Origin of the sequence: Enterobacter cloacae complex sp. ECC445 (assembly GCF_021892025.1) — a bacterium.
Classification (GTDB): domain Bacteria; phylum Pseudomonadota; class Gammaproteobacteria; order Enterobacterales; family Enterobacteriaceae; genus Enterobacter; species Enterobacter chengduensis.
Genome location: NZ_JAKLRZ010000011.1, coordinates 59023 through 73899 on the forward strand (window position 1 = coordinate 59023; position 14877 = coordinate 73899).

Sequence of the window (14877 nt, forward strand, 5' to 3'; positions counted from 1 at the left end):
TATTACGTTCTTTATCTCCTCAAGAATTGTATTTATCTTCACAGGCCGAACAGATTCAGACGCTCACGCGCTGTCTGTAATCTTGCTTCACCGCGGCGGTCATACTGCTGGGTGGTAGTGACGCTGGCATGACCCAGTGCATCCTTTACCGTGATGAGATCCTCGCCGTTATCCAGCATCGCGGTCGCAAACGTTCGTCTCAAATCATGCGGAGCACATTTCGCAATACACGCCTGCTTCTGTCGTACCTGCAGGATATGGTACACCGCCTGGTCGGTCAGCCTGTCATTGGTCAGGGTATCAAAACGGCGGATTCGCGTGAACAGAGGTCCCTCTTTCTCACCGCGTACCTCATCAATCCACGTCTGGAGTCGCTGCCAGGTCCCGGCCGGCATATACGCAAGACGTTCTTTATTGCCTTTGCCCAGCACCCTGAGCGCACGCTCATGCGTGATAATGTCACTTAAATCCAGCTCGACAGCTTCTGAACGACGCAGACCACATCCGAGTATTGTCCCCAGCAAAGCTGCGTCGCGGGGTCCGATACAGCTTTTGTCAGCCTCGCAAACCGAAAAAAGATGCCTGATTTCACTGGTTGTCAGGGCCCGACCGCGGGGTAACCTGCTCCCCCTCAGATTACGCACGGCCAGAATATGCTGATAGCTTTCGACGTCCATCATCTTCAACATCCAGGCCTCCCTGGCCACCCCCTTCAGGGCCGAGAGGTAGGTGTTGATGGTAGCCGTGGCCCTTCCGGTATCCCTTAAGAGCTCAGTGACCGCAATTATGTGATGGCGGCGGAGACTTCCCCAGATACAGGTAGTGGCGCTTTCAGCTCCAAGTAATCGGGCGACCACACCCAGAAAAGACCCCATCGTCTGCCGGCTGCGCGGGGAATTGAGCGACAGCAGGTAGGCCCGGGCAGGATCCACCGGATTATCCGCTCCGGCCAGCGCGGGCAGGTATTCATGATTGGGGGAAAGTGATGGCACCGGACGGTTCTGGTCGGGTTCCTCGTTTAGCAGGCTCATTCAGACTCTCTTCCGGCCAGTCAGCATCCGGTTAGCACATTAAATATCGGGATAAATGATACTGCCAGAAGCACATTGAGAAAGTCTACTTTTTCAAAGGTACATTTTAATAAGTACAGTATTTTTAGAGCCTGCGAGCCGTGAAATGGGGAAGGGAGACTGCACAGATGGGGGTTCCGAACACTACCTCAACATCCTGCGCCGGCACCTCTGCCCGGCAACTGGCTGATGCTCATTTATGTCAAAGGCAATGTTGCAAACTCTAAGAGCTGGCTAGAAAACAAAAAAGAACTTACTGACAGGATTAGTGCGCGGGCAATCCCTGCGAAGGCAGAGGCTCTCATGACACTCTTCCCTTTAAAAGGTCTGGCCGATACCTGGTGACCATGGAAAAATCCAGTAAGCCAGAATACCTAGAATAATAAGCAATATAATGGCACACATTATTATATTCTTAAAAAATCTTAGCCATGAGTGATGTCCCGGCATCTGTCATCCTCCTTATCATCTATTATGAAATCATTCCGACGATGATTGTTATTTTGTTACGTGGATCTTCAATTTGTTGCGAAACACGGTTTAGAAAGCCTTAGTATTTTATAGAATAGAGATCCTACACTTATAAAAAAATTTATAAAACGCGTCTAATTGACGAGTTGTAATACTAGAAATCTATTTTGTTATCAACAAAGAGAGATTTTTTGTCGACAGCAATGCTGACAAATCGCGTGGATTCAATCATACCCGCCCACCCGGTACACTTTCCGTCCCTCAGCTTCTCACGCTGCCTCAATTATATTATATCATTGAATTTTATCACTTAATTACCATAGAGCCCTTTACTTCCTGATAGCAGGAAGAGCGAGCAAGGATAATAATAAATCGACGACAAGACGTTTCCGGACATGTATAACACTATTGTTCCTTATGCAAACATCCTCAGTAGAAACCATAATACCCCCTCTTGAAATATCTCAGAAACGACTCCTGTTCTTGTGCCTCAATTAGTGTACCCAACAAGGCCACAAAAAGAATAAATACTGTATCAACAGTAAGAAAGTTATTGCTTCCAAACAGAAAGTATTGTCTTTACATAATTATTTGTGACGTTACGAAAAGAGTATTCATTGTAAAAGCTACCGAGGTTTAGTAAATCTCCCGTCAAATTGACGGTTGCCACCTGCTTATACACAGGTTGCGGAAACGATATCCCTCGAATCTGTGGATATCTTAACTCCTGTTCTGATGACCCGGATTACCGGTCCGGTTCATCTCTCTCCTTCGCCATGCCCCGGTAAGTCTGTAGCCCCTCCTCTTCCTTCGCCAGGGCCTGTCTTCCCACATGTCGCTCAGACAAATTATGCCCCCCCTTCTCAAATTCGGGCTCCGGATAACAAAGATGATGTACTGGGCTTACCTCTCTGGTCGTAAACGCGACGACAGACTGGCTGTAATCACGAGCCTCCTTCTGCTGGCGCAGTACTTCTGCTTTTACCGCCTCGTCCATATTCAGTCTGTCATTCTTTCTGAGGCGAGACGTCTCAGCAAACGGTGGAACGCCCATCCCCGGACTTTCCCTGCCGATAATATCCGTAACAGTTCCTCCTGTCACACGTCGGACAATTAAATCCTGCAGCGTAGCCTTTGGCGCTCTGACAATAACGCCATCTTCCGGGCATGTCTTCGCCAGGATCAGACCATGACTGACTGAATCAGCCTCCCGCGTTTTCCCGCTGGCGCTGCGCTGTATCAGCGTAAACCCGGCTTCGTCTCCCCCCAGACAGTGCCATTCACCAGACAGCCGACGTAGCAGGCCGTTCTCATCACGTTCTCCCGGACAGAGCATAATTGCCCCCAGTTTTCCGGCGGGACCAAACACCGGCAAGGCGATATGGGGAGAGGGATATTTTTTTCCTGCCGGGATTACCCTGGCCTCCCGACATACGCCTGGCAGATGCTGTATGAGAGGGTCGCAGGCCATTTTTTTCAGAGGTTTTGCCTCCTTCCACAGACGCCGGGCCAGCGCCGTCATGCGCTCTTTTTCACTCAGAAGAATATCATGTGCAGTTGGACGGTCTGACGATCCGGAAACCCGTTCCAGCCATCTGGCGAGATTATCGGTGTAAATCTGAATGTGCTCTTTTGCCCGCGACAGCGCGACATAGGTCTCCCGCAGCGTGGCGAGAGACGCCCGCGCGCCCTCTGCGCCTGCCAGAACAATGACATATCTGGCGCTCGCGCCCTGTGCCTTGTGTGTCGTGCCGGCGTAGCCATAATCAAGGTGCCGGTCTGCCATCTCCTGACCCGGTTTCAGTATCCGGGTGACATTACCGCGGGTCAGGTGAATTTCGCCGGTTTCGGCGACTGCAGACACCCGCCAGTTTTCGCCCGCGTTGCGTCCCCGCTCACGATCGGAACGAGAAAAGGTCACATACTCGCCAACAGAGACGGCTATCTGGCGAGACGTAAAAATAGCCACGTCGCGCAGGCTACTTTCAAAGGCAGAGAACAGCTGCACCTGTCCGGCGTCATCCACCAGCTCCACTATCCCGCCTGTCTGGCCGTCTTTTCTGGCGCGAATGCCGTAGTAACGCTCGTTAATCAACGCCGTCTTGCCAGCATGTTCAGCCATTCCCTGCACGGATTTGAGCCGCTCGCTGTGCGTTTTCTCTCTGTCCAGAACCGTAATAACCGTTTCCGTCCCCAGCTTGCCGCAGGTCTGCAATCGCTGATGGATGGCAACATTTATGGCATTTTTATCCGCATTCGTCTGAGTGACAATCAGGGTGGATGATCGGCCTTCTTCCGTCCGTCCCGTAAAATCCGCCACTACCGCAGCGAGGACACGATCGCCTTCCTCTTTTTTCTGCTCAGCCGTCTGCGGCAGCGCTATCACGGACCCGGAAGGTTTCCACTGGTCAGGCTCGCGCGGTACGGTATCTGGATCCTGTTGACGGATAATATCCAGTGCTGCGGGCACACAACGGTTCGTCAATGCATAAATCGCAGGCCGCAGCGAGGGCACCTGACGAATGATATCCTTCATGATCGCCGTGTCCAGGGGGCTCCGCTCCTGTAATAAAGTAAACGGTGTGCCATGCGCAACCGAGAGCAGCTGGTCGCGATCGCCACATAATACGGCTCGTCCCCCCCCGTTCGCGATATGCTGCATACAGTCGGCGAAATCACGGTTTCCGACCATAGAACACTCATCCATCAGAAAAAGAGTATGCCGGAAATCAGGAGCGCCCCCTGACTGAATCTCGCGTTCCGTTTCCATCAGAAAGCTGGCCAGCGTCTGGGCTTTTATCCCGCACAGCCCCATTTCGCCCACGGCCCGATGCGTCGGAGCCAGCCCGACTACCTGTAGCCGTCCGTGTGCCGGCAGGGTCTCAAGTGCTGTGAGGACCGCCCTCATCTGCGTTGTCTTTCCCACCCCGGCATAGCCCTGAATGGCCACAAAACGATCGGCACTTTCAAGGATCAGCCGGGACGCGTGGCGCTGGCCGTCCGTGAGTCCTGCCGGAAGGGTCACCGTGCCCGGCGCGATCAGAGGCGGTTGCGTGCCCAGCCCCTCCGCCACAAGCCGGATAATGCGCTTCTCGGCCTCGTATGTTTCGGCCGTCACATAGCGCTGCAGCGCTGCCCCCTGCGGCCCGGGTACAGGGATCAGCTCGCCGGTGCGGATCTGCCGGCGCAGTTCTCTGTCCACGGCCTCTTTGCCAAGAGAGGGGTGAAGCGGCAGTGCATTTGCGAGTACGTCCATGCGGTTAAAAAATACATTGCTGCCCTGCGTCAGGCTGACGGCCTGTCTGACTGCTTTTTCCGTGACGCTCATTAACGCGTCCCGCCGGGTATCCAGGGCGGTCGCCAGCTCGTCTTCGTTCTGTTTTACCTCAGAAAGCACGGTTCTGGGGCCTGAAAAGCGTGACAGCCGCCGCCGGGCATCCTCCGGTGCAAGTGACGTAAAGATGCGAATGCAGTGTCCGCTCCGGGCCAGCGTGCCAAGCATTCTGCCCGTCATTTCACGCCCTGCGACGGCGGCAAGGACAACCCCCTTTTCCTGGACACAGCCTCCCGGTGTGGTGACATAACCATAACCTGCTTTTAACGGTTCATGCAGGGAAATGAGACGGTCTTTACCGCGATGCCTCACCGTCAGGCTCGTGTCTTGTATGAATTTCACCGTGACACTGTCACGCGCGCTCATTTTTCCCTGGCGGGCGAACCAGATGAGTTTTTCCCCCTCAGCAACCTCAATCGTGTGCGGTTGATACAACCCCCAGTCAGCATTCATCTGGCTCAACTTCACGCCTGTTTTATGGCCAGCGTCATCCTGTAACCTGAGGCACCGTGTTTCGGGACTGACTCTGTCGATGGTGTAGCGCACCACCGAGCGTTTTTCGGGTTCCCGGTGTTCCAGCACCATCCCTTCCCGGTAGGTATCCAGTTGACGGCGATTTTTGCGGTCCAGCCATACAGGCAGCAGTGTATCGACCCTGACCGTTTTGTTACCGAGGCATCCTCGCTCAAATAACGTCTGGCGGATCCTGGCGGTCAGAGCAGCCTGCTCGCGGGGTCCACTGACCTGCGCGGCCACTGTTTCACCTTTCCTGAAATACCCCGCATACTCCTCCGCCAGTAAGGCATAGCGCTGAACCTTATCCTCCTCGCTCTTCACAGCATAAGTGACCGGCGTCGATGTCCCGTGCAGCCTGACCACGCCAGTATCTTCCAGGAGCTGAAGCGCATTGCCGGTTCCCTGCCTGCCGCTGCTGTCGATCATCAGGAGCTGTGACTGTGTGCGCAGTACGGTATCCATCACGGTTACGGTGTCCCGGACGGAAAGGGTTTCAGCTCCGGCGACAACCCAGATGGCCTTTTCCGGCAGTGGGGCCTGCGAAAGCATGTCGAGGGTGAGCACCGTTCCTGACTCGAGCGATTCTTTTTCCAGAAACCGCGCAACGGCCTTATCACTGGCCAGAACACGGAATGCGCGCCCCTGCGACCTGGCAAGGTCAGCGGCAGCCAGAACCGTTTTACCCAGGTTTTGCATCCCTCCGGCCAGACTGATAATGGCGATGGGTAGCCTCCCGTCAGTCAGTGATGTCGGCAATACGTCCGCAGCACATCGCGTTCGTGCCGTTCCGGGCACGGCCTCATTTCGTATCCGGCCCGCCAGGTCCTGCAGGCTGAGTTCATCCAGAAGATGGAGCGAAGACGTAAACAGGCCTTTTTCACGATCGAGGGGGATAAGCAGTTGAGCATTGATTGCCTCCTCGATGGCCTGTCGGGCCAGCCGGACAATATGCGATCGGGCATCAAGATTATTCAGGCTTCGGTTCAGCACGTCGGAGTACGTAAAGCGGGTACGTTTCTCGCTGAGCAGCGATATGGCATCCCTGACTGACTGGCGAACATCGGCAGGGAGGGTATGCATCTCTGCGATGGCTTCACGCTCCCGCCTGCCTCGTTCAGCCGCCGCCTTCAGCAGCGTCGGATAGGTAAAGCCATTCTGTTCCAGACGTTGCTTCCAGTCCGCCAGCAGCATCGACCGGTCCGGCAATCCCTGTTTTTGCCGCCGGGTTGCCAGCGCTGCGATATCGCGTGCTTTCAGGGGAGCCCCCTCACCCACCGCAGCCCGTATACGTTCGGCACGCCTTGAAAATACCCCCACAGGCACGCCTTCAATTTCCCACAGCCCATGTTTGCCTGTAATGACCGTTTCGAAGCCCATCGCTTCAATTCGCTGACGAAGCTCATGGCGATAAATTTTTCCAAGGGCCACCTGGAGGGCGAAGAGGGTTTCAATGAAACCACTTTTCCCGGCCTTATCGCTGGAAAGTGTTCTCCAGCGCCCCTGATATTCCGTGATGTTGAGGAGAATGAGATGTGTGTGGAGGTGGGGATCAAGCTCCCGTGACGTATCATGATGAAACGCAGCGGCCAGAATTTTTCCGGTCATGACGGTCTGCTTCACACCGTCACACATTATTCGTGTTGTGGCGAGGTGTTCTATTTCATTCATCGCTACGCTGACCGCCTGCTGGTGTGCCTGCAGAAAGCGCGGATCCCCCATGACCAGTCCGAGAACGGAGACACTTTTGGGTGCAGACAGCGTCAGATCGTAGCCGGGCCGATGGATATTTTTTCCGCCAGACATTCTTGCCAGACTGATCCCGCCCGGGAAATAACCCGCGAGCGCGCGGTCAAAATCCTGGGGTTTTACGTACCCCTGCAGGCCCATCGGTTGCGCAAGCGTCCCCATCCAGCAGGAGGCCTTTTCCCCCAGAAAATAATAATTGTCCCCGGCAAGGTAATAATCCGCACCGCCGCTGGCGACCGGGGCGATCGTCAGCATTACCAGTCATCTCCGGGCTGGGTGTTATCCGAACGGGGGTGGGTGAGAAGATGTTGCTCGGTTGCACGTAGCGCATGTTGCGCCGGCAAGCCTGTCCGTTCCTCCTCCGTGTTCATTCCCCTTTCCCCGGTCATCTTCTCAGCGACCATGCCTTCCGGCATCGCCCGCTTTTCGGTGGCATCATCTGTTGAGGCCTGATGGCCAGCGTCGCAGGCACGGCCCGCGGTAACGACTTCTTCGGGACCGCCCTCAAGCGACGCAAGCAGCCGCATCACACGTTCATTCCCCTGGTCGCGGGAGCTGATTTCCGCGTCTATTTCCTGATCCAGGCTGTCATTGAGCTCACGCGGAAGAAAATCAGGTGCGATGGTATCGAGCTCTTCATAGCGCATATTCATTCTCACCACCGGGTATTGCCCGGGGAGTGTGACAAAGCAACTTAAATCTGGCAGGGACTGTATATCCGAATAGTTAACGAGATACCGATCTTCTTCCTGCTTACTGAATGAGACCCCGTCACGTACCGTATCAGCCCCATAACTGTACTGCTCACTGAAGATGCGGGCGCGCCGCTGACCCAGCTGACGCATGACGTAGCTGGCCACACCTTCATCCGGTGAACGGAAAAAGAATCGCGTATTGAGCAGGTCCATCATTGCGTCGGCAAAGTCTTTTCCATACGTGAAATCCAGCTGCGGTTTGTTCTGGAAACCCAGGACAAAGCAGCCACCAAATTTACGGGCTTCAGACAGGACCATCGGCAATTCAGGAAGTTTATGCAGGGAGGTGAGCTCATCAAAAATAAACCACACCCTACGGTTCGAGTTTTCCCCCATTTCCAGCAGGCAGTTTGCGGCCTGAGCCAGCCACATGGAGATCAGAGGTTTAAGCGACGTGTGTTGTCGGGCGTTTGATGTGATCCACAGCCAGCCGCGATGCTGTCCGGGCTCATTTACCCGTGTCATCCATTCCCGGATAGCAAAACGTGGCCTGCCGGTGCGTTCGATTCCCTGCATATACCGCAGTGCCTTCACATAATTAGTCAGAACACCGCGTATGGAGATCGCTGTTTTCTCCACTTTTTCCTCCATCAGATTAGAGGCTTCTGTACCCGCAACGTATTCGCGTAATGCCTCCAGATTGATGGCCAACAGGGTACGCAGCAAACGGTTGTAGGTCCGCTGAGGATCGTTTTTCAGACGAGCAGAAACCGCAGTAAAAATCGTACGGGCAGCCCCGGTCCAGAAGGGGTCTTCGCGCGTGCCCTGCGGGATCAACGTATTGGCGACGGAATCGTAATCCGGTGTGGACTGGCACTCCAGCCAGAGATCCCAGTACTCACAGCGCCTGTCGAGCGGATTCAGTAATCTGTCGGTCGTCGGGTTGTAGTGACGTTTTACGAGTGAACATCCTTTGTCATACACCACCACCATATCCCCTCGCGCCCGAAGCTGGCGGAGCAATTTATTCAGCGCATTCGATTTTCCGGACCCGGGCGTACCGTGCAGGAGCAGATTTTTAAGTTCGCTGTCGCGAACCAGACTCAGCTGATCAATATGCAGTGTCGACGCCTTTCCCGACAGATGCAGCATGCGCGTGACGGATCTCACATTTTCCGTTAACGTCCGCCCACCGGTCTGAACATCCTGTGCCTGGTTTGCCCCAAGCCGTTTTAGCCAGTAATAGATGGCATACCCTGCCACCAGTACCACGATACTGGCGAGTAAAACGGCAATCCCCAGCTCCTGCATAACCAGCTGACCGGCATAGCGCATATAGGGATCTTTCAGGATGGCACCGGACGTGAAATGCAATATCTGTCCCTCGTACCTGACGGTATAAACAGGCGGAACAATAAACAGGGCGTGTTCCCCCCTCGCGGTAATGGATAACCACCAGTACAACGCACCGTTGCAGATTTCCTGCCAGGGAACCCGCAACCAGAAACAAAATGGCACGAGCAAAATAAAAAGATTACACAGCCAGAAAGCGATACGCCGGTTAACCTGCATAAACATATTCAGCATATAGCTGAACACCTGCCCACCCTGCGTGATATGCTTGGTTATACTCATCTCTCCTCCCGATATATATCCCTTCCAGGCAGTGTTCCTGCAGGCGATAATTCCCGGCATTTCGCTGCCCGGCCGGGGAAATATAAAAGCGTGGCGGAACCGAAACAGGCATGCACGAAGCCCGGAGAAAACCGCGGTAATAAGAAAACGGGAGACCGTTCTGTCTCACATTCGTGAATCCGGCTGAAAGGATGAGGCGACAGATACCCCTTTTGGGTTGAATTTGCTGGTCCAGTGCGGACTCTCGGTGCTTTTTACGAAGAGTGAGTGCCCGCTCACGTAGGAATGCAAAACAGTCGAATTTAAGGGCAACATATTGAGTGCAAGCGATTTGAGCATTTATAAAGAACCGGGCGGCCGGGGGATCTTCCTGCCTGATATACAGTGATTTTAAATATGATCGGTCAGTTCGATGTGAAAACACTCTTTCAGGTAAACCGAGGGGATGTCATCCGGCATTACGATGTCATGGACAGCTTATTAATACTGAATACACGTGGGTTACCCGGTGTGCTTATTTTCGCCTTTGGTCTCAGAGAATGTGCCCGGTGCAGAAGAGGCCTCTTGGCGAGCCGTTTCCTTTTGCCTTGTTTCATCAAATTCTGTTTTCCCGGTCTGATAGGCCTGAGAAAGATGAGCCGCGTCAGCCGTTATTTCTGCCTGCCGGGCATTAAGATCATGCTGATCAGTCTCAAGTGATGTTCGGGATTCATGATGGCGCGTAATAACGTCAGCCTCCAGACTGCCATCGTCGCGGGCACCCTCAACCGCAGCCGCCTGAAGGATCTCGTGCTGACGCGTGTTGAAATCACTGCTTATTTTCTGTGAGAACACGCCTGTCGATGCGGATGAACCCGCCTCTTGTGTTGTTAGCTGCTGCCCCTTGCGGTATTCGGCTTCAAGTTGTGGCATCATTCTTTCCTGCACGAATTTCGCGGCAAGCTGTTCGCGTTTTTCGCGCGCTTGTGGTGTGGAAACATCGGTCAGAATGGCATCGGCATCCGGCACTCTCTGCTTCACATATTCCACAAATTCTTGCGTGGCATGGCTGCGTATCGCCGCGCTGTGATTTTCGACAAAGCTTGCGAGCCGGGCAGACTCCTGAGACCGGGTTTGTGTGTCGCTGAGCTGGGTTGCCTGAGCGCGAATGTCGCTGAAGGTCGCGGCCATCTGGTTGACCAGTGAACCGGACGCATTTTCTGTGTGGCTGCTGTTATCGGTGACGCGGTGGCTGGTAATGACATCCATGCCATGACGTATATCCCTCAAATCCTGAACGCTAAAATCTTTTGACTGACCGCTGCGATGGCTGATTTCGCTGCTGACGCCATGGCTGGTTCCGCGTTGCCCGCTGGCATCCACTCTGGTGTGCACATCCGCGCCTGCACTCGCCCCGGTGCCGAGACGTGCCAGTTTGCCAAAAATCTCATCACCGGAGTCAATTTTCGCATACGCACCCGCCCCGGCACTGAGTGCGAGATGCTGACTCTTCTCCATCGCCGCCCGGAGGGCCTCCGACTCGCTGACGTGATTGTCGCTGGCATATCGTGAGACCACACTCTGAAGCTGGCTGATCGCCTGCGCATCGCTGGTACTGACGCTCTGGTCTGTACCCAGGCTGACAGTATCACTGTGACCACGCTGACGTGCCCACTGCGACAGCTGCGATACCCCTGAGTTAATCGTATGTCCCAGCGAGGTCGTCAGATTGTGCAATTGCCCTTGCGCCTCACGCTCCTGGCGCTGAAATCCACTCACCGCGGCGCTGTCTAACTGAATATCGACAGGCAGACGCGATATCGCGGTACTGGTGTCGTAGACTGAACTGCCGTCCGGGGTCTGGCTGGCCATGGCACCATTTGCCAGTTGAGTGGTCGCCATCCCGCTGCGTCGGGCATAGTTCGTATCCCATTTATTTCCCGCAACATTGTCGGTTTGCAGATTATTGAATGCCCATACGCCGTCACCGGCACGCGCGGCTTCAGATGAGGCGGTGCTGTTCATGGCCGTCCCCAGGTAATTACCCGCCTGCGATACCACGCTGCCCAGCCCTTTTACCAGTCCCATAGCCAGAAACGGGATGGACAGCGACAGCCAGCCAGCAATGGCACCGATATCGGCATGGGTCTGTCGAATAACGGACAGATTTGCCAGCGAGAAACTGAGAGCGTGGGTTTTACTGGTCAGCCATGCACTTACGGCATAGTTCAGGATTGCAAACATAGGCCCCCAGGCCTGAAGATAAATCAGGGTGAAGAGAAACCCTTTGAGTACCTGAAGCGTCAGAGAATGAATGGTCGCCAGCAGAATCATCACCGGAAAGAGACCGATCATCATCGCCAGCAGGACCGTGTTCATCAACGGCAGATACGTCGTGGCTATACTGCCGGAGGTAATCTGACTCAGACGCATTTTGGCGTAGGATGACTGCGTGGCGAGGTTAATCAGCCCGGCGGCATCCCCGTTATGCGCGCTGTAGGTTGAAATGCCTTGTTTAAGCCCATTCATTACCACGGCAGACCGCATGATCTGGCTCGCCGTTTCTCCCCCGCTGTAATAGTAATTGTAGCTGTCTGCCATCAGGGTGCCGAACAGAGCGCTGCTGTTCGCCCTGGCACCGGTAATCCGGGAAACGTAATACTCCCAGGTTTTACCGCCTGACATGGTATCGACATTCAACTGGGCTTTCAGGACATGGCTGGCCAGGTCCTCGCAGGTCCAGAAACCTTCCCGGTTTGCCAGGGTATTACCAGCAGGTACCATCACGCCGCGCAATGGGCTGGGCTGGCTGAAAATGAGCGAGTAGGGATCTGTGCTCGTCATGAGAGCCTGAAAGGAGTACTTGTTGTTCAGCAATATGTCGCCCACCACGCAGTTTCGAACATAGGCTGTGAACAGTTCAGCCAGGTCTCCGTTGCGGAACATGAAATCCGTGGCCGTGCCCACCAGATTTGCGCCAAATAACATGCCGGTTTTACTGTACGTCACCGAATCCGGGACGTGGAATACCGTCTCGAACGCTTCTGTCAGAGCCGTCCCCAGGGTTGTTATAAATTTTGCGGGTGCAGCCAGCCCGAGCGGAACATGCTCAACGGTATGAACACTGGAGGCATCCGTACGATCGATGATTTGTACCGTGCGTTTAGGGACCATCAGAATGCTGGTCAGCAGGATAAACGCCGCCAGAAATTTAATGACCTCCAGTGGATCCTGCCCCCGGAGATAGAAGGAGAATAATACCATCGCGGATATCAGAGCGGCAATCCGAAACATGGAGGACCACTCTGTGGTGCCCATTAGCGTCGCGACGCCGTTAAAAACAGTCCCGAGAAACTCTCCTCCGGTCAGGACATAGACCGTATCCATCAGAGTCCCCCTTCATTCCCGCTGAAATGATAGTTCTGCTGGTAGCGTTCCAGTAACTGACTGGACGTTGCCTGCCGCAGGTAGTTCATTTGCCGGTCCAGGTCGATTAGCGCATCGGCTTTGGTCTGTACCTGTTGCTGAAGGGCCTCCACCTGGGCCGAGGCTTCGGTGACATTTTTACGCAATGCCGCCATCTGGGGGTCGGGATAGTTTTTGCTACCCATCTGCATTCTGGCCTGATCGACGAGTTCTTTCAGATACTGCAGAAGCATGTCATAGGCAATGTAGTCAGACAGTCTGGACAGCATATTCACGTTGAGATCGAGTTGCATAGGATCGATGAGGTAGCGCAATACCGGTACTGATGTGCTCTGGATGAATCCCTTTTCAGTCTCAGTCAGTCCTTCATCCGTCCGCAATTTGTCGCGGATCCCCGTAATCAAGGTTTCGACCTTCCTGACCAGCGCATTGTTTGCACTGACAGTGACGTACCCTGTCTTCGTTTTCAGACAGTCCCCTTGCGAAACACACCGCTGGATCTGGACTCTACCGCCATACATAAGCGCCCGTATCAGGTCAGGATGATCGACCAGAGGAACCAGTACAGAAGGCGTTCCGTTACCATCGTAAATGAGGGTCCCGGTCAGATTCATCACCAGCTCCTTCAGCTCAGGATCGTCGCCGAACATGGCATTGCTGCTGAGAATTTCCCACATCAGATTTTTACTGCGCAACACCTGGTCTTTCTCCTGGGGGCTTGCGTTATTCATGACGTGGCCCATCTCTCCGCCTACGGTGCATCCCTGACGGGAGGCCGCCCAGTCTGCAAATAAATTATGATCTCCGGCGATGTCCTGGCAGACTTTCTGTTGCGACACCTGTGTGCGGGGCCAGAGGCCGCCGATGATTCCCTGTGCTGCCTGACAGCTGGAGATATTCATACTGTTGAGGTCTGTTGCTATCTTTTGCAGATAGTCTTTGGCGTCTTTGAGTTCCGGAGCCACCGTCTGTAAGGCAAGATCGAAAAAATATCCCTGCGAATTGGCCATCAGGTTTTTTACAAACTGCTGCAGTTGATCGCTGTTAATGAAGGAAAATGCACCGAGGTAAGCATCAATCCCGCCACACCCCGCCGTCAGTGATGGCGGAGACAACGACATCACCTGAATCTGTTTGACCTGACTACGTAAGAACAGATTCCCTCCCGTGACGTAGCCTGCGGCCTGACCCTGCCAGGCTGCAGCCCCGGTTGCATTCCCCTCAAACCCCAGTTTATTGAAGAACGTATTCAGGTCACTGTCCACGCTGGCAAAGGCGGAAGCGCTCGCGGCAACGATCAGTGATCCAGCGAGAAAAATTTTCAACATGATGGTTATCTCTGGTGCATGAGAATCGACGATGGCATAGCGAAGCATGGCAACAGGACGTAAAGGCAACGCTTAAATCCGCTATCGATAAGGGACAAGCGCGATCGGTTAGTCCGGCGAAGCGTTGAGGATCTGAGTAATACGCTGTTTTACTGCAGGCATGTCTGCTATGCCGAGCGCCAGCGGCCAGGCCTGAAGGGTATTCACGTTTACAAGGAATGTCGTTGGCGTCACGACGGGTTGTCCAACGCCATAGAATGCCTCAATCACCGTCTGCGGAGCCGGAATAGCCCGGGGAAAACTGGCATCTCCGAGACCGTCCAGGGTATACGGGAATACTTTGAGTCCGGTTTGCAGGGACAGCTGCGCCAGTTGCGGATCGAACTGCTGACAGAAGTGGCACCTTCCCTGCATGAACAACACAATCTGGTAGTCCCTCTGAAGAGGCTGAGAATGGAGAGCATCACGTGGTGGACCTTCATTCTCATCACGGTAGCGTATGACGTCAGGGCTGAGGGAAAGTGCGCTCCGCTGCGCGGATTCGGTGTTTCCTGCCTCCAGCACCCGGCGCACATCCCGTGTAGCGGCATGGAGACAACATGCGCCACTTGTCAGGATCAGGAGAACCATTTTGCCCCATCGGAATAACACCATTCACCTCCTTTCTGTTCCAGAAA

Annotated in this window: 6 protein-coding genes; all 6 read right to left on the reverse strand. The window is 54.3% G+C overall.

Going from position 1 to position 14877, the window contains the following annotated elements; all coding sequences use genetic code 11:
• Window positions 1-38: 38 nt before the first annotated feature.
• On the reverse strand, window positions 39-1031 hold the full coding sequence (locus L6R44_RS11715; protein WP_153682276.1) for a tyrosine-type recombinase/integrase: 993 nt from the start codon (window positions 1029-1031) through the stop codon (window positions 39-41).
• Window positions 1032-2286: 1255 nt separating this feature from the next.
• A complete protein-coding gene (gene mobF, locus L6R44_RS11720) occupies window positions 2287-7392 on the reverse strand; it encodes a MobF family relaxase (protein ID WP_237424297.1) in 5106 nt (1701 codons plus the stop codon).
• Complete coding sequence (traD, locus tag L6R44_RS11725) at window positions 7392-9527, reverse strand: type IV conjugative transfer system coupling protein TraD (RefSeq protein ID WP_237424298.1); 2136 nt, start codon at window positions 9525-9527, stop codon at window positions 7392-7394. Before traD ends, mobF begins: the two co-directional genes overlap by 1 nt.
• A 441-nt stretch (window positions 9528-9968) precedes the next feature.
• Entirely contained in the window at window positions 9969-12833 is a 2865-nt protein-coding gene (gene traG, locus L6R44_RS11730; RefSeq protein ID WP_237424299.1) for a conjugal transfer mating-pair stabilization protein TraG, read from the reverse strand.
• Complete coding sequence (gene traH / locus L6R44_RS11735) at window positions 12833-14200, reverse strand: conjugal transfer pilus assembly protein TraH (RefSeq protein WP_237424375.1); 1368 nt, start codon at window positions 14198-14200, stop codon at window positions 12833-12835. Before traH ends, traG begins: the two co-directional genes overlap by 1 nt.
• A 108-nt stretch (window positions 14201-14308) precedes the next feature.
• Window positions 14309-14854, reverse strand: a complete 546-nt coding sequence (gene trbB, locus L6R44_RS11740; protein WP_237424300.1) for a type-F conjugative transfer system pilin assembly thiol-disulfide isomerase TrbB — start codon at window positions 14852-14854, stop codon at window positions 14309-14311.
• Window positions 14855-14877: the final 23 nt, after the last annotated feature.

Bases quoted from the DNA above. Each gene is read 5' to 3' on its own strand.
- L6R44_RS11715 (WP_153682276.1), bottom strand. From the start codon at position 1,031: ATGAGCCTGCTAAACGAGGAACCCGACCAGAACCGTCCGGTGCCATCA.
- mobF (WP_237424297.1), bottom strand. From the start codon at position 7,392: ATGCTGACGATCGCCCCGGTCGCCAGCGGCGGTGCGGATTATTACCTT.
- traD (WP_237424298.1), bottom strand. From the start codon at position 9,527: ATGCCGGGAATTATCGCCTGCAGGAACACTGCCTGGAAGGGATATATA.
- traG (WP_237424299.1), bottom strand. From the start codon at position 12,833: ATGGATACGGTCTATGTCCTGACCGGAGGAGAGTTTCTCGGGACTGTT.
- traH (WP_237424375.1), bottom strand. From the start codon at position 14,200: ATGTTGAAAATTTTTCTCGCTGGATCACTGATCGTTGCCGCGAGCGCT.
- trbB (WP_237424300.1), bottom strand. From the start codon at position 14,854: ATGGTGTTATTCCGATGGGGCAAAATGGTTCTCCTGATCCTGACAAGT.